Below are 15,748 nucleotides of genomic sequence, written 5' to 3'. Positions count from 1 at the left end.
GAACGTGTAGCTAGCTGATGGGGCGGCGACTAGGATGCGGGGTGGTGATGCCGGGGTGAGGCGCCGCGGCGACGACGCTCCCGGGGAGGTCCGCCGCCATGACCGTCGGAGTCTGGAACTACCTGGCCGAGTACGAGAGCGAGCGGGAGGACGTCCTCGGCGCGGTGGACCAGGTCTTCTCCTCCGGCCGGCTGGTGCTCGGTGAGAGCGTGCGCGGCTTCGAGCGGGAGTTCGCCGCCTACCACGGCGTGCCGCACTGCGTCGGGGTGGCCAACGGCACCGACGCCATCTCGCTGGCCCTCTGGGCGCTGGGCGTACGCCCCGGCGACGAGGTGGTCACCGTCGCCAACACGGCCGCGCCGACCGTGCTCGCCATCGACGCGGTGGGCGCGGTGCCGGTCTTCGTCGACGTGGACGAGGCGACCTGCCTGATGCGCGTCGACCGGGTCGCCGACGTGATCACGCCGCGTACCCGGGTGCTGCTCCCGGTGCACCTCTACGGGCAGTGCGTCGAGATGGCGCCGCTGCGGGCGCTCGCCGCCGCGGACGGCCTCGCGGTGCTGGAGGACTGCGCGCAGGCGCACGGCGCGCGCCACCACGGCCGCGTGGCCGGGTCGCTCGGTGACGCCGCCGCCTTCTCCTTCTATCCGACCAAGGTGCTCGGCGCGTACGGCGACGGCGGCGCGACGATCACCGCCGACCCGGACGTGGAGCGGCGCCTGCGCCGGCTGCGGTACTACGGGATGGAGGACCGCTACTACGTCGAGGAGACGCCCGGCCGCAACAGCCGCCTGGACGAGGTGCAGGCGGAGATCCTGCGCCGCAAGCTGCGGCGGCTGGACCGCTACGTCGCCGCCCGCCGCGCGATCGCCCGCCGCTACGACGAGGGGCTCGCCGGCACCGGCCTGGGCCTGCCGGTCACCGCGCCCGGCAACGAGCACGTCTACTACCTCTACGTGGTGCGGCACCCGCGGCGCGACGAGATCCTGGCGGCGCTGCGTCGCCACGGCATCGAGCTGAACGTCAGCTACCGCTGGCCGGTGCACACCATGCGCGGCTTCGCCCACCTCGGCTACACCGAGGGGTCACTGCCGGTGACCGAGCGGCTGGCCGGGGAGATCTTCTCGCTGCCGATGTACCCGTCGCTGGACGAGGGCGCGCAGGCCCGGGTGATCGACGCGCTGCGCACGATTCTGCGGGCCTGGTGACGCTCCGAAGCGGGCACCGCAAGAATTGAGAATCATATAGCAAACTGCGCTCGCGCGGATCTACCATCTCGGCATGGAGCCTTCCACGTTCAGCACCCCGGTCGGCGACTTCGCCGACCTCCGTGACGACTTCCTGCGGCTCACCACCGAGATCGGCTGGTGCACCGTCGCCACTGTGGACGGACGCGACCGGCCGCGCAGCCGGATCATGCACGTCTCCTGGGAGGTCGGCGACGCCGGCCCGACCGGCTGGGTCAGCACCTCCCGCACCCCGGTCAAGACCGCCCACCTGGCCCGCAACCCGTACGTCTCGTGCAGCTACTGGACACCCGCGCACGACGCCGTCTTCGTCGACTGCCGCGCCACCTGGCTGGAGCCGGGCGACACCAAACGCCACGTCTGGGACCTCGTCGCCGCCGAGGCGACCCAGCGCGGCTTCGACCCGTACGCGGTCTGGCCCGACGGCCCCGCCGACGCCGGCTTCGAGGTGCTCCAGTTCGACCCCTGGCGGGTCCAGATCACCCTTCAGGACCTGGCCAACGGCCAGACCATCGGCTCGTCGCGGGTCTGGCACGCCGCCGGGCGGCCCGCGTCCACCGGCGCGCTGCTCTCCCGCTGATCCCGACCGGGCCGCCGCCGCACGACGGACCGGCCCGTCACCGCCGACGCGGCGAGCCGCGCGGCCCGACACCGAGGGAACGCACCATGACCACCACCCTGCGCACACCCGCGTCGGCGCCCGGCCGCCTGCCCGTGCTCGGGCACGGCCTGCAGATGAAACGACGACCCGCCGAGTTCCTGCTCGAACTCCAGTCCGGCGAGCCGGTCGTCACCATCGCGCTCGGCAAGCGCCCGGCGTACGTGGTGAACGACCCGACCCTGATGCGGGAGCTGCTGCGCGACGGCGACACCTTCGTCCGGGGCGGGCCGATGACCGAGCGCTTCCGGTCCATGTTCGGCAACGGCCTGGGCATCTCCGAGGGCGAGTTCCACCGCCGGCAGCGGGCGCTGATCCAGCCCGCCTTCCACCGCAACAAGGTCATCCACTACACCGAGCTGATGAGCCGGACGGTCGCCGGCAAGCTCGACTCCTGGCGCGACGGCCAGCGCCTCGCGGTCGAGAAGGAGATGGACGAGCTGGCCCTCACCAACGTCGTCGAGGTCGTCTTCGCCGGTGACCGAAGCCTGGACCGAGCCCGGTTCATGGCCGCGACCACCACCGTCCTGGGCGGACTGTTCCGCCGGATCACCGACGTGACGGGCGTGCTGACCCGCCTGCCCACCCAGGCCAACCGCGACTACGACACCGCGGCCGAATACCTGCGGGCGACCATCCGCCGGGTCATCGCCGAGTACCGCGCGGCCGGCACCGACCACGGCGACCTGCTGTCGATGATGCTCTTCGCCCGCGACGAGGACGGCCGGCCCGCGATGAGCGACGAGCAGGTCCACGACGAGGTGATGACGTTCTTCATCGCCGGCAGCAACACCATCGCCAACACGCTCTGCTGGGCGCTGCACCACGTCGGCGCGGACCCCGAGGTGCAGCGGCGGCTGCACGCCGAGGTCGACCGGGTGCTCGACGGACGGGCCGCCGGCTACGCCGACGTGCCGGCGCTGGAGTACACCCGCCAGGTGCTCTCCGAGACGCTGCGGCTGCGCACCCAGGGCCTGTTCAACAACCGGGTCACCGCCCGCGACGCCGAGCTGGGCGGCTACCTGATCCCGGCCGGCTCGGACGTGCTCTACAGCTTCCACGCCGTGCACCACAACCCGCGCATCTACCCCGAGCCCGAGCTCTTCGACCCGGACCGGTGGCTGCCGGAACGGGCCCGGACGCTGCCCCGCGGCGCGTTCATGCCGTTCGCCACCGGCGTGCACGGCTGCATCGGCGACCAGTTCGCCTGGACCGAGATGATCGTCTCGCTGGCCAGCATCGCCGCCCGCTGGCGGCTGGAGCCGGTGCCCGGCCACGAGCCGAAGCCCGTGCCGGCCATGACCATGCCCGTCGACGCGCTGCCGATGACCGCGCGCCGCCGTACCCGCTGAACGACCGACGCCCGGCCACCGGCCCACACGGACCGGCGGCCGGGCGTCCGGCCGCTCAGAGCTCCCCGGCGATCACGTTGCCCGGCGCGTCCGGGTCGGCGCTGAGGTAGAACTCGTGCGCCGCCCGGCCGTACTCCTCGCTGGTGAGGTAGCCGTCCCGGTCGGTGTCGAGCCGGTCGAAGATCCGTTGCGTGTCCTCCGAGCGCATGCCGCTCTTGCTCTGCGCCGCGAACATCTCCGCGTGGTTGATGCGCCCGTCCCGGTCCGCGTCGGCCACGTCGAACACGGCCAGGCTGAACGGCACCGCCGCGTTCGTCACGAACTCCGGGAACTCCGGCTTGTCGGCCCACGCCACCCACTCGGCGACCGTCACCCGCTTCTCGCCGTCGGGCCCGTCGCTGCCGCGCATCCCGCGCCACATCCGGGCCGCCGCGCCGTGGATCCGCCGCCAGCCCGGCGAGTACGGCGCCACGCCGTACGTGTCGCACCAGATCTGGGCCATCGCGGTGATGTCCAGCCCGTCGATGACGCCGTCCCCGTCGGCGTCGTACGAGGCGAAGACCTTCTCCAGCTTGCGGCGTTGCAGTTCGGTGGTCATCTCGGTCCCTTCTTCGCGTGGAATCTGTCAGTGCGGGGCGACCGCGCGGACGGTGAGCGCGGTCGAGGTCAGGTCGACCAGTCCGTCCGGGCCGGCGCGTCCCTCGGCGGCGGCGGCCACCTCCGCCCAGAGCGCGTCCCGCCCGGCCGGATCGAGCGCCTCGACCCGGCGGCGTACCGGTGGCGGCGCCACCGCCCGGGTGAACCGCGCGTACTCGGCCGGGTCGTGGAACCGGAACGGGACCGGGTACTCCTCGACTGTCACGTCCCGCAGGCCGGCGTCGGTCAGCCCGGCCGCCAGCGCCTCCGGATCGCACAGGCGGTACGGGCCGGGGGCGTCCGGTGGCCCGGACGGCAGGTCCAGCCGGCGCGCGAGCACGCCGTACCCGAGGGACATCAGCGGCACCCGCGGCGGTGGCGCCCACACCGCCGCGGCGAGCACGCCGCCCGGGACGAGCAGCCGGGCGATCCGGCCGAACGCGGCGCCGGGGTCGACGGCGAACATCAGGCCGAGCCGGCTGAGCACCACGTCGAACGCGTGCGGCGGCAGCTCCACCGTCTCCAGGTCGGCGACGAGGAAGTTGACGTTGCGCCGGCCCTCGGCCCGGCGGCGGGCCACGGCGAGCATGGCGGGGGAGAGGTCGACGCCGGTGACCGTGCCGGCCGGGCCGACGATGTCGGCGGCGCTGAGCGCCGGCTCCCCCGGACCGGTCGCGACGTCCAGGACGCGGTGCCCCGGCCGTACGCCACCCAGGGCCAGCAGCCGCGCGGTGAGCGCCGCGCCGCCCCGCTCGAAGGTCTCCCACTCGCGGGTCCAGCCGTCGCTGACGGCGTCCCAGGTCCGCCGCTGTTCGGCCTTCACCGCGGCGGCATCTGTCGATACGGACATCGCTTTCCCTCCTGTGGTCCGTCAGGTCACCTGCCCGGCCGGGCCGGTTCGCGGTCGGCGGGCCGGTCGCCGGCGTCCTCCGGCTCCCGCAGCACCCAGGCCCGCCGTCGCCCGCCCGGCCCCGGACCGGCCGACGAGGGCGTGCCGCCGGCGGGCCGGTCACGCCGTCCCCGCGCCATGAGCACGAGCAGGACCGCTCCGGTGACCACCGGCGCCAGCAGCAGGGCCAGGCCGGCCGCTCCGCCCGTACCCCCGTGGTGGCCGCCCCCGGCGGACCCGTCCGGCGGCGCGGTGGCCGGCGGGGACGCGGCCGGGGCGGCCCGCGGCGGCGCGCCGAGCCCGGCGGCGACGGTGAACGGGACCACGCCGGTGGCGGTCTGCCCGGTGGCGAGCTGGGCGTGGTAGCCGACCCGGTAGCGCCCGTCACCCACGACCGTCACCGGCACCTCGACGCCGTTGTCGCGGTAGCGCGGCGCGCCCGTCGCGCCGAACGCGCCGCCCGGGCCGATCAACCAGACATGGGTCCGCTCGGCGTCGAGCGGGCCGTTGAAGGTGAGCGTCACCGCCGCCGGGGCCGTGGTCAGCCGGGCGCCGGCCGGCGGGTCGGTGGTCACCAACCGCGCCGGCCGCAGCTGCGCCGCCAGGGTCAGCCCGGCCAGGCCGAGCGCGAGCAGCGTGAGCAGACCCGCCGCCAGCCACCTCAGCCCCGGCCCGCGCCTCACCGGACTTCGGCCACCCGGCGGCAACTGCACCGCATCCGGGCCAGTTCGTCGGCGAGCGGCGTGCGGTGCAGGTACATCGCCACCACCATCGGCAGGAACACCACCGCGTTGTAGAACAGGTGCAGCTCCACCCGGGGCGCCACCAGTTGCAGCAGGCTCGTCGGCACCGGCTGCCCGGCCAGGTTGCTGCCGGTCAGCGACTGCACCAGCAGCAGCAGGTGCTCCAGGTGGTGCCACACCTGGATCAGCAGCGCCGCCATCCACCAGGTCCGGGCGCGGCCGACGAAGCCGCCGCGCAGCAGCCAGAAACCGGCGAGCATGACCAGCGCGTACCCGTAGTGCAGCCACTCGCTCTCCACCAGCCACGGGAACGGCATGCCGAGTACGCCCCGGGCCTCCGGCCGGGACCAGCCGAACACCCAGATCTGCGCGGCCTGCACCAGGTGCTCGGCCCAGTGGGCGATGACGACGACGAGGAAGATCTGCAGGGCAGCCCGGTGCCGGCTGCCGTTCAGATCGAGCCCCGAAGCGCCGGCGTCGCGCTTGTCCGACAGGGTCACTGCGCCTCCTTCAGGAGCGGTTGGACGTGCCGGCGGCCGGCGGCCGGGTGGGAGTTCCCGTACCTGTCGAACCGGCCTCGCCGGAAGATCAGGGCGTCGCTGTCGGCAGCCGTGCGCGCGGCCACCAGCCGGCCCACCACGATCACGTGGTCGCCGCCGTCGTGGCAGCGCCACGGCCGGCACTCCAGCCAGGCCAGCGCCCCGTGCAGCAGCGGCGCGCCGGTCCGCTCGCCCGGCGACCAGCCGACAGTGGCGAACTGCGCGCGCCCGGGCCGCCGGCGCCGGTCGGCGAAGTGCCGGGCCAGGCGCTCCTGCCCCCCGGCCAGGACGGAGATGCCGAACCCGTCCGCGTCGGACAGGCAGGCGGACATCAGGCTGTCCCGGCTCACGCAGAGCAGCACCAGCGGCGGGTCCAGCGAGACCGAGGTGAACGAGTTCGCCGTCATCCCGTGCGGCAGCGGACCACCGACCGTCAGCACCGTGACGCCGGTGACGAACTCGCCGAGCACCGTACGCAGCGCGGCGGTGGCCGGCGGCGCGTCCACGGCGCGCTCAGGCACGGCCGGCCACCCCCTCGGCCGCCCGGTACGGCGCCAGCGCCCGCACCAGCGGCGTCGGCACGCGGGTCGGCACCACCTGCCCGGCGACCTCCCGCATGCAGGCGATCCGCTGGTGCCCCCGGGCCACCGGGACCAGCCCGCCCGGGCCGTCGCGCAGGTAGTCGAAGGCCAGGCCGAGCTGCGTCTGGGTCAGCTCGGTCAGGCTCATCCGGATGCGCAGCTCGTCGAACGCGTCGAGCTCGGCGAGGTACTCGCAGTCCACCCGCAGCGTGAACAGCTTCAACCCGGCGCGCAGGTCGTCGACCACCGCCGGGGCGTGCTCGCGCAGGAACATCTCCCGGCAGCGGCCCTGCCAGCGCAGGTAGTTGACGTAGTACACGTTGCCGACGAGGTTCGTCTCCTCGAACCCGACCACGTGGCGGTACTCGTACCAGGCGGACATGTCACACCCCCGTCGCGGTGAGGACGGCGACGACCACCGGCTGTGGCTCGCCGGTCAGACGGACCGGGCCGGTGGCCACCGTGACCCGGCCGCTGCGCACCAGCACCCACTCGCCGTCGCCGCCGGCCACCGTGAGCGGGGCGTCCACCGGCAGCCCCGCCTTGACCAGGCACTCCTTGGAGCACCAGACCCGGGTGGCGGCGACGTCGGCGTCCTCGCCGAGGTCGGCGGCGATCTGCCCGGCCAGCCCGGCGTGCCGGCCGAGCAGGTCGGCCCACACCTCGGCGGGCCGGGGCCGGACCACCTCCAGGTCGCAGGCGAGCGGCCCGGCGCCGGCCACCAGCAGGCTGGCGACCTCGCTGTGGGCGGCGGAGACGTGCCGGCCGTTGACCTCCTCGGGCCGCCCGTCCGGCCGGTACCGCAGCCGTACCGGCCGTCCCACGGCCCGTCCGACGGCGACGGCGGTGACCTCCCGTCGTGCTCCGCCGGTCCGGTCCGGACGCGGTTCCACCACCACCGCCAGGTCGGCGTCGAGCAGCCGGCCCAGCCGCCGCTCCAGCGCCGGTCCGAGCAGCGCCGGCGGCCACGGCAGGGCGGCCGGGCGGTGGCGCACCGCGCGCAGGCGCAGACCGAGCCAGCGTTCCACCACCGTCCCGGCCGCGCCGAGGACCGTCACGTCGTACCGGTAGGTGTCGTCGCGGTGCTCCCGCTCCACCGCCACGAAGCGGACCTGCTCGGTGGCGGCGAGCTTCGGCCCGGCCGGCTCCACCCGGTCCACGGCGATCGGCAGCAGCGTCGCGTCCGGCACGCAGACCTGGATGCCGTGCAGGAAGGCGTCCCGCGCGCCCGCGTCGCCGAGCAGCAGCCGCTGCGGCAGGAACGCGTGGAACCAGCGCATGTCCTCGGTGGTGGCGACGTCCGCCTCGGCCCGCCGGGACGCGACCCGGTGGTAGCGCACCAGCCGGCGGAACCGGTCGCCCTGGAAGAGCAGGTCACCGTAGAGATCCCGGCCCGGCTCCAGCGGCACCGGCGGCAGCCCGCCGGTCACGCCCGGCGCCTCCCGGTCGCCCTCGTCCGGCTCGAAGCGGACGGTGCCCCGGAAGTGGTCGGCCGCGAAGCCCGTCTCGTCGCTGCGGATCGCCACCTCCACCACGCCCGCCTCGGCCTGCACCGCGGCGATCCGGACGGTGACGCGCCCGCCGCGGGCCACCACCACGGGCCGGGGGAAGCTGACGCCGGTCAGCACGGGCACGCCGGTGGCGCCGGCGAGCGCGGTGGCCACCTGCGCCATCGCCTCCATGCCGAGCACCGCGGGCAGCAGGAGGTTGCCGTCCAGGTCGTGCTCGGCGAGGTACGGGTCGCTCTCGGCCGACAGGTCCGCCTCGACCACCAGCTCCACGCCGTCGTACTGCACCAGCGGACGTTCCAGGAAGCGCAGCAGCGGCAGCTCCCGCCGCTCGTGCCGCAGCGTGTCCAGCCCGTCGGTGCGGCCGGTGACCACCACCGAGGCGGGCAGCCGGGGCAGCGCCAGCACCTGGCGCAGCAGCCGGACGCCCTCGTCCGGCGGGATGGGGGTGATGCCGGCGCGCAGCAGCGACTCGACGGCGGAGAGCCGTTCACCCATGCCGACGCCGGACCAGACCGACCATTCCAGACAGACCGCGCGGCATCCGGTGAAGCGCCGGCCGGCCTCGGCGGTCAGCCGGGCCAGCCAGTCGTTGGCCAGCGCGTAGTGCGCCTCCCCGGGCAGGCCGCCGCGCCCGATCACGCTGCCGAACGTCACCAGCAGCCGCAGCTTGTCCGGCTCGACCGCGGCGAGGACGTTGGCCAGGCCGTCCACCTTCGGCGCCAGCGTGGCGCGCAGGGTGTCCGGGGCCAGCGCGCCGAGGGCGGCCGGCCGGTTGACCCCGGCGCCGTGCAGGACCCCGGCGACCGGGCCCAGGTGCGCGCGTACCTGCGCCACCGCGGCGCGTACCGCCTCCGGGTCGGTGACGTCGGCGCGCACGTACCGCAGGCGCACCCCCGCCTCCCGCATCCGGGTCAGGTTCGCGGCCAGCTCCGGGTCCGCGGCCGGGTCGGCCCGGCCGAGCAGGGCCAGCCGCGCCCCGGTGTCCCGGGCCAGGGCGAGCGCGCACTCGGCGGTGATGCCCTTCCCGCCGCCGGTCACCAGCAGGACGTCGTCCGGCCGCAGCGGCGGACCGGCCGGACCCGGGCGTGCCGGGCCGGGCGGCGGCAGCGGCCGCAGCAGCGGGACCCGTCGCCGGCCGTCCGGGCCGAGGTGCGACTCGGCGTACCCGTCGGTGGCCGCCACCTCGCGCACCACCCGGTCCACCAGGTCGTCGGCCGGGGCCGCCTCGACCAGCGTCACGTGCAGACCCGAGCCCTCCAGCCGGGCGGTACGGGCCAGCCCGGCGACGCCCCGGCCGTGCTGGACGACCACCAGGCGGCTGCCCGGCGGTTGCGTCACCGCCGCCTGGACGGCGCGCAACGCGAGGTCCAGGTCCACCTCCTCACCCGGGCAGAGCAGCACGCCGCCGCCGACGCCCGCACCGGCGAGCGCGTCGCGCAGCGCCTCCGCGTACGGGTGCCGGGCCGGCGCGTACAGCCGCCAGGCACCCGGCCCGGCCGGGCCGGCGGCGACCCGCTCCACCGGCTCCTCGACCAGTTCGACGGTGAAGCCGCGCACCCACGTGGCGACGCCGTCCACCCGGCGGTCGGCGGGCGGAGCGGCCGGGTCCAGCTCCCGCAGCGCGTCGGCGATCTCCCGCAGCGTGGCGGTGGCGAAGTTCGTCGGCGCCTGCACCGCCGGCAGGCCGAGTTCCCGGGCGGCCTCGTTCACCAGCTGTCCCACCGCGATCGAGCTGAGGTGCAGGCCGTCGAGCAGCCGGGTGTCCGCGCCGATGCTCTCGGCCGGCAGCTCCGCGCGGGACGCGGCCAGCCGGCGCAGCACGGCCAGCGGATCGGCCGCCGGTCCGCCGCCGGCCGGGGCCGTCTCGTCGCCGGTCACCGGCCCGTCCGCGGTCTGCGGGGCGGCCCCGGCCGGGGCCGCCACGACCACAGCGGGCGCGGCCTCGCACGGGTTGGCGAAGAAGCGCCGCCGCACGGCCAGGTCGAGTGGACGGATCGGACGGTCACTGACCAGCGCGGCGTGGTCGACGGGCGCGCCCAGCGCCCAGAGCGCGCCGACAGTGCCGAGGAACCCGGCGAGCGTCGGCGCGTCCGTGCCGGTGGCGAACACCGGCACGTCGACCAGTTCCCGGGCCATCCGGGCGAGCACCTGGCCGGGACCGACCTCGACCAGCGCGTCCACCCGCCGGCCGGCCTCGGTGACCGCCGCGGCGAAGCGCACCGGTTCGGTGATCTGCCGGCGCAGCAGCGCCGCCAGGTCGGTGCCGGAGGTCAGCTCCGCGCCGGTGACTGTGGAGACCACCGGCCGGCGCGGCGGGGCCAGGCGGACCCCTTCCAGCCAGTCGCCGAACTCGCGGGCGGCCGACGCCATCAGCGGGGAGTGGAACGCGTGCGAGACGGCTAGGTCCGCCCAGTGCACACCGGCCTCCGTGGCCCGCTCGCACACCCGCCGGACCGCGTCGGACGGACCGGCGACCACGGTTTGCCGGGGCCCGTTGTAGCCGGCCACCACCACCGGTTCGGCGCCGATCAGCCGGGCGGTGACGGTGTCGTCGGCGGCGATGCCGGCCATGGTCCCCGGTTCCCGGCAGCCGGCCATGACCGCGCCGCGCGCCGCGGCGATCCGCAGCAGCGCCTCCGCGTCGACGGTGCCGGCCCAGTGCAGCGCGGTGATCTCGCCGAGGCTGTGCCCGACCGCCACCCGCGCCTCGACGCCCAGTTCGGTGAGCACCCGCAGACCGGCCAGGGAACCCGCGGCGATGCGCGGCTGGGCCACCTCCGTGGCCACCGGGTCCGCGTCGGCGGGCAGCGCCGCCAGGCGGTGCACCTCGGCGGCGGCCGGGAAGCGCCGGGCCAGCGCGCCGCCGTCGACGCCGCGGCCGGAGCCCTGACCGGGGAAGAGGAACCCGAGCCGGGCCGGCCGCAGCGTGCGCCGCAACGCCAGCCCGTCGGCGAACAACTCCTCCTCGCCCCGGTCGAGCGCCGCCAGGGCACGCTCGAACCGGTCCACCGCCTCGGCGGGGGAGGCGGCGACCACCGCCAGCCGCATCGCCCGGTCGCGTACCTCACCGGCCAGGGCGCCGGCCAGGTCGGTCAGCTCGCCATACGACAGCCGGGCCAGCGGATCGAGCAGCGCGGCCACCCGTTCCCGCAGCGCCACCGGGTCGGCCGCGTCGAGCAGCAGCAGCTCGGCGTCCTGGGTGTGCCGGGCCAGCCGCAGCTGCTGCCGCCGGACACGCTCCGGCACGGCGGACGGGCCGGCCTCCAGCACCAGGTGGGTGTTGATCCCGCCGAAGCCCATCGCGGTGACCCCGGCGCGCAGCGGCGCCCCGTCCGGCCACGGCTCGGCCACCGGCGCGGCGCGCAGCGTACGGTCCGCGGCGGTCAGCTCCGCGCGGGGACGGGCGCACCCGGCGGTGGGCGGGACGATGGCGTGCCGCAACGCCATGGTCGCCTTGATCAGCCCGGCCACCCCGGCGGCGGCCTTGGTGTGCCCGATGAGCGCCTTGATGGAGCCGATGGCGGCCGGATCGGTGGCCCCGGCGTCGCGCCGGGCGGCGGAGAGGGCACGCAGCTCGGTGGCGTCGCCGACGGCGGTGCCGGTGCCGTGCCCCTCGAAGAGCGGGACCGTGCCGATGCCGAAGCCGGCCCGCTGGTACGCCCGGTCCAGCGCCAGCCGGTAGCCCTGTGCCTCGGGCCGGGTCATCCCGCCGCGCCCGTCGGAGGAGACGCCCCAGCCGGCGATCGTCGCGTGCACGACGCGCCCCTGCGCCACCGCGTCGTCGTGACGCATCAGCACGACCATGCCGCAGCCCTCGCCCGGCCAGAAGCCCTGCGACCGCTCGTCGTACACCCGCATCTCGTCGCGGGCCAGCGCGCCGGCCTTGGCGAAGCCGACCATCTCGAACGGGTCGATGGACAGGTCCACCCCGCCCGCCACCGCCACGTCGACCTCGCCGTCGGCCAGGGCGCGCGCGGCGGTGACCACGGACAGCAGGCTGGAGGCGCAGGCGGCGTCCACCGTCCAGCCGCCGCCACCGAGGTCGAAGTGGTTGCAGATCCGCCCGGCGATGGTGTTGGAGAGACCACCGGCGAGCGTGTCCTCGTCGATCGGCGGGAACGGGCTCTTGTACCGCTCCTCGGTCAGCGCCAGGAACTCCGCGATCCGCCGGTCGGGCCACCCCTGCTCCTGCAGCCCGGCGGCCAGCACCCGGCGCACGTACGGCCAGCGCAGCCGCAGCACGTTGGCGCGGGAGAACTCGCCGGTGAGGGTGTTGCCGACCACCACGGCGGTACGGTCCCGGGGCAGCCCGGCGCCGTCCGGCCAGCCGGCGTCGGCGAGCGCCTCGCCGGCCACGTCCAGCGCCAGCCAGTGGGTGAGGTCGGTGGAGCGGTAGGTGCTGCCGGCGATCCGGTGCCGGATCCGGTCGAACGTGTACCCCTCGATGACGGCGGCGTGCCGGTTGTAGAAACGGTCCGGGGTGGCCGGGTCGGCGTCCCAGTAGTCCTCCAGGCTCATCCGCTCCGGCGGCAGCCGGCGGAACGCGCGGCGTCCGCTGAGGGCGTTGCGCCACAGGTCGGCCACCGAATCGGCTTCCGGGTAGCGGCAGCTCATGCCGACGACCGCGATTCTGCTCATGTCGTCACTCCTGGGGTTGTGCGATTCGCGGATCAGGCGGGCACGGGCCGCTTGCCGTTGTCCGCGGAGACGGGACCGGCGGTGGCCGGTGTCCCGGGCGTTGCGGGCGAGACGGGTTGGTCCTGCTCGCGGCGCCGCTGCTCGCGGCGCGAGGCGTGCAGCGACCAGAGGAAGGTGCCGCGGACCAGGCAGACGATCGCGGTGGCGAAGAAGAGCCCGTACGTCACCGAGGCGCCGGTCAGCACGCCGTACACCAGCGCCACGCCGCCACCGAACGCGAACTGGGCGGCGGGCCGGCTCGGCGTGGTGCCCGGATCGGTGATCATGTAGTTGGTGAACAGGACGAACGCGGTACCGGTCATGGTGGCCAGCGCGGCCACGATCGACGTGTCCAGCACCAGGCCCCGGACCACCGACTGCACCACGAAGATCGACAGCCAGCCGGCGATCAGCCACATCCGGCGGGTGAGCTTCGCGTTGAGCATCGTGCCCAGGACGAGGATCACGGCCACGATCGCCCAGTCGGCGGGGCCGGAGAGGTTCTCGGTGAAGTGGTACGGCGGCGCGATGGAGACCCACGGGAACAGCAGCAGCACGATCGCGATGCCGAAGTTCGACGGGTTCATGAAGTGCCGCAGCCGCCCGTTGACCGGCGCCCGCAGCAGCCACTTGCCGCTGATCGCCACCAGCACGCCGAAGAGCATCACCAGCACCCGGTCGTTGGTGTAGAGCAGCATGTTCACCGCCAGCGCGGTGATGTGCGCGGGGAAGAGGAACTCGACCAGGTTGCGCACGCCGCCGGCGTACCGGGGGGCGCGGCCCTCACCCCGGGCGCCCACCGCCTCCAGCAGCAGCTCGGCGGCGTACGCGGTGAGCACGGCGTACACCGGCCAGAGCGCGGGCTGCTCGAAGCCGAGGACCGTGTAGCCGAGGATGTTGAGGACGGTGATCGAGATCGCGAAGCGGCGCAGCGCTGTCACTCGCGGGTCGCGTGGCTTCGTCATGAACTCGCCTCCTGTGCCTGGGTGCCGAGGGTGAGCGCGTGCCGGCCGGGGGCGAGCGTCACCGTCTGCGCGCGTGGCGCGCCGGTGCGGTCCCGCCAGGCCAGGTCGACCTGGACCGGCCCGGTGACGTCGCCGAGGCCGATGTGCACCTCGAAGCTGCGCCGGCCGGAGTGGCCGCTGCCGCCGTCGACCCGGCCGCGCAGCACACGGCCGTCCGGGGTGCGGACGGTGACGTCCGCGCCGATCACCGGGGAGCCGGTGGCGGCGTCGCCGGCCGGCGGCCGGTTCAGCTTCAGGGACAGCTGCGATCCGGTGCCGGGGCTGTCGTTGCGGTAGAACACCGGCGCGTCCCACTGCCGGGCCACCGCCATGTCCAGCCGGCCGTCGCCGTCGGCGTCGCCGAGCGCGATGCCCCGGGTCGGGATGGGCACCGCCAGGCCGAGCTGGCCGGCGATGTCGGCGTAGGCGCCGCCGGGCATCCGGGCGTGCAGGCGCAGCGGCTGCCCGCCGGCGATGTCGTCGCCCTGCCGGACCCGTGGCCACGCCGAGGTGTGCTCCAGCAGCGTGTCGTTGGCGGTGGCCAGCTCCTGCAGCTGCGCCCACCGGTTCACCTCGCCCTTGACGAAGCCGCTGGTCTGCACGATGTCGGGCCGGCCGCTGTTGGTCAGGTCGGCGATCTTGACGTCCCAGCTCCAGCCGCTCCAGGCGAGGTTGAGCGGGGCGCTGCGGTCGACGAACGGCGCCCGCCCGTCGGCGAGCCGCTGCCGCAGGTCGTCGGTGTCCCGGGCCTGGTTGACGAAGGCGAAGTTGCTCTCCTGGATGCCGAACGAGGTGGTGATGTTGCCGACGTACATGTCGTAGAGGCCGTCGCCGTCCAGGTCGCCGACGTCCACGCCCATGCCCTTGAAGGAGTCGTGCCCGAGGATCTTCGACTTGGGCACGGTGAGCCGGCTGCCCTCGCCCTCGACCAGGGCCAGCCGCACCCGGCCCGGCGTGGAGCGGTTGTGCAGCAGCCGGTCGGGGCCGAAGTCGTTCGCCACGTACAGCTCGGGCAGCAGGTCGCCGTCGAGGTCGGTGGCGGTCGACGCGAGTGCCCAGCCGCGGGAGACGTCGTCGTCGAAGAGGTCCGGCACGTCGGCGAAGGTGACGCTGTCGGCGGTCGCGCCGGTCCAGCGCAGGACATGGTCGCGTCCGCCGTTGTACGCGGCCGACATGGACCTGTTCATCGCCACGCCGCCGCTGACCGTGTGGTCGAGCACCGGGCCGTCGGGGAAGTAGTTGCCGACGAACACGTCCTCGTGACCGTCGCCGTCGAAGTCCGCCACGCTCACCGTGTTTGTGTTCCACCGCGGCCCGGTGTAGCCGCCGTCGGCGGCGGCGGGCCGGGGGACCAGCTCGACCGGCTGGAACGCCGCCGCGGACAGACCGGTGGCGTCCGGGCGGGCCAGGAAGATCACCGGTGTCCGGCCCCACCAGTAGACCAGCAGGTCGGTGCGGCCGTCCTCGTTGAAGTCGCCGGGCGCGCAGCCCATCGGCGCCATGTGCGGCCCCATCGGCAGCGGCGCCGGGTCGAGCACGAACGGCTGGTACCGCTCCTGGCGCGCCCCGGGCGTCGGCGTGACCACCACCCGGTCGATCCGCGGGTCGGTGACGCAGAGGTCGTTGGCCAGGCCGTCGCCGTCGATGTCGTTCATGGCGACCCCGGCGCCCACCGACGAGATCCACGCGTCGATGTGCGTGTACTCCTTGTTGACCCGGCGGATGCTCTGTTGCGGCAGACCACCCGGGATCGCGATGGACAGCGGCGTGAACCGGTAGCCCGCGGCCACCCGTCGCCGTTCCTCGTCGGTAGCAGTGGCCGGCTCGGCGATCAGGAACAGGCCGACGATCAGCAGCAGGGCGGTCAGCCCGGCGAGATGACGTCGGCCCCAACCCAGGATCATGGACACC

12 protein-coding genes are annotated in these 15,748 nt (G+C 75.0%); 3 read left to right on the top strand and 9 right to left on the bottom strand.

The genetic code is table 11. From position 1 onward, the window contains the following. Positions 1-98: 98 nt before the first annotated feature. From DQE82_RS18400 to DQE82_RS18390, 3 genes are all read left to right on the top strand, one after another. Positions 99-1,208, top strand: coding sequence for a DegT/DnrJ/EryC1/StrS aminotransferase family protein (locus DQE82_RS18400; protein ID WP_113973300.1), 1,110 nt, complete (start codon positions 99-101; stop codon positions 1,206-1,208). 73 nt (positions 1,209-1,281) lie between these two features. Next, positions 1,282-1,827: a pyridoxamine 5'-phosphate oxidase family protein gene (locus DQE82_RS18395; RefSeq protein ID WP_030503323.1), complete on the top strand. Its 546-nt coding sequence runs from the start codon at positions 1,282-1,284 to the stop codon at positions 1,825-1,827. A gap of 86 nt (positions 1,828-1,913) precedes the next feature. Beyond that, positions 1,914-3,257: a cytochrome P450 gene (locus DQE82_RS18390; protein ID WP_043325274.1), complete on the top strand. Its 1,344-nt coding sequence runs from the start codon at positions 1,914-1,916 to the stop codon at positions 3,255-3,257. Positions 3,258-3,312: 55 nt separating this feature from the next. Here DQE82_RS18390 and DQE82_RS18385 read toward each other — a convergent pair whose 3' ends face one another. Genes DQE82_RS18385 through DQE82_RS18345 form a run of 9 tightly spaced genes read right to left on the bottom strand, consistent with a single transcriptional unit; the run spans position 3,313 to position 15,747 of the window. Then, positions 3,313-3,855: an EF-hand domain-containing protein gene (locus tag DQE82_RS18385; protein WP_030503321.1), complete on the bottom strand. Its 543-nt coding sequence runs from the start codon at positions 3,853-3,855 to the stop codon at positions 3,313-3,315. Positions 3,856-3,882: 27 nt separating this feature from the next. Beyond that, positions 3,883-4,743 (bottom strand): class I SAM-dependent methyltransferase, encoded by an 861-nt coding sequence (locus DQE82_RS18380; protein ID WP_064447372.1) that lies wholly within the window; start codon positions 4,741-4,743, stop codon positions 3,883-3,885. A gap of 26 nt (positions 4,744-4,769) precedes the next feature. Continuing rightward, positions 4,770-5,465 (bottom strand): copper resistance CopC family protein, encoded by a 696-nt coding sequence (locus DQE82_RS18375; RefSeq protein ID WP_158559988.1) that lies wholly within the window; start codon positions 5,463-5,465, stop codon positions 4,770-4,772. Beyond that, positions 5,462-6,025: a hypothetical protein gene (locus DQE82_RS18370; RefSeq protein ID WP_051611104.1), complete on the bottom strand. Its 564-nt coding sequence runs from the start codon at positions 6,023-6,025 to the stop codon at positions 5,462-5,464. Before DQE82_RS18370 ends, DQE82_RS18375 begins: the two co-directional genes overlap by 4 nt. Beyond that, positions 6,022-6,585: a flavin reductase family protein gene (locus DQE82_RS18365; RefSeq protein WP_233514703.1), complete on the bottom strand. Its 564-nt coding sequence runs from the start codon at positions 6,583-6,585 to the stop codon at positions 6,022-6,024. The genes DQE82_RS18370 and DQE82_RS18365 overlap by 4 nt, the downstream gene beginning before the upstream one ends. After that, positions 6,578-7,027 carry a thioesterase family protein gene (locus DQE82_RS18360; protein ID WP_030503316.1) on the bottom strand — a complete coding sequence of 150 codons (450 nt, stop codon included), beginning with the start codon at positions 7,025-7,027 and terminating at the stop codon, positions 6,578-6,580. The genes DQE82_RS18365 and DQE82_RS18360 overlap by 8 nt, the downstream gene beginning before the upstream one ends. Position 7,028: 1 nt before the next feature. Then, complete coding sequence (locus DQE82_RS18355) at positions 7,029-12,794, bottom strand: SDR family NAD(P)-dependent oxidoreductase (protein ID WP_113973298.1); 5,766 nt, start codon at positions 12,792-12,794, stop codon at positions 7,029-7,031. A 32-nt stretch (positions 12,795-12,826) separates the two neighbouring features. Further along, on the bottom strand, positions 12,827-13,798 hold the full coding sequence (locus DQE82_RS18350; protein WP_043325264.1) for a hypothetical protein: 972 nt from the start codon (positions 13,796-13,798) through the stop codon (positions 12,827-12,829). Then, entirely contained in the window at positions 13,795-15,747 is a 1,953-nt protein-coding gene (locus DQE82_RS18345) for a CRTAC1 family protein (RefSeq protein ID WP_064447376.1), read from the bottom strand. The genes DQE82_RS18350 and DQE82_RS18345 overlap by 4 nt, the downstream gene beginning before the upstream one ends. Between the last annotated feature and the right edge of the window lies 1 nt (position 15,748).

Origin of the sequence: Micromonospora sp. LHW51205 (assembly GCF_003315815.1) — a bacterium.
Classification (GTDB): domain Bacteria; phylum Actinomycetota; class Actinomycetes; order Mycobacteriales; family Micromonosporaceae; genus Micromonospora; species Micromonospora chalcea.
The sequence above is the reverse complement of the archived record's forward strand: the minus strand, read 5'-3'. Positions and strand labels throughout refer to the sequence as shown.

Excerpts from the sequence above, each read along its gene's own strand:
- DQE82_RS18380 (WP_064447372.1), bottom strand. The coding sequence starts at position 4,743 with ATGTCCGTATCGACAGATGCCGCCGCGGTGAAGGCCGAACAGCGGCGG.
- DQE82_RS18395 (WP_030503323.1), top strand. The coding sequence starts at position 1,282 with ATGGAGCCTTCCACGTTCAGCACCCCGGTCGGCGACTTCGCCGACCTC.
- DQE82_RS18355 (WP_113973298.1), bottom strand. The coding sequence starts at position 12,794 with ATGAGCAGAATCGCGGTCGTCGGCATGAGCTGCCGCTACCCGGAAGCC.
- DQE82_RS18400 (WP_113973300.1), top strand. The coding sequence starts at position 99 with ATGACCGTCGGAGTCTGGAACTACCTGGCCGAGTACGAGAGCGAGCGG.
- DQE82_RS18385 (WP_030503321.1), bottom strand. The coding sequence starts at position 3,855 with ATGACCACCGAACTGCAACGCCGCAAGCTGGAGAAGGTCTTCGCCTCG.
- DQE82_RS18390 (WP_043325274.1), top strand. The coding sequence starts at position 1,914 with ATGACCACCACCCTGCGCACACCCGCGTCGGCGCCCGGCCGCCTGCCC.
- DQE82_RS18360 (WP_030503316.1), bottom strand. The coding sequence starts at position 7,027 with ATGTCCGCCTGGTACGAGTACCGCCACGTGGTCGGGTTCGAGGAGACG.
- DQE82_RS18350 (WP_043325264.1), bottom strand. The coding sequence starts at position 13,798 with ATGACGAAGCCACGCGACCCGCGAGTGACAGCGCTGCGCCGCTTCGCG.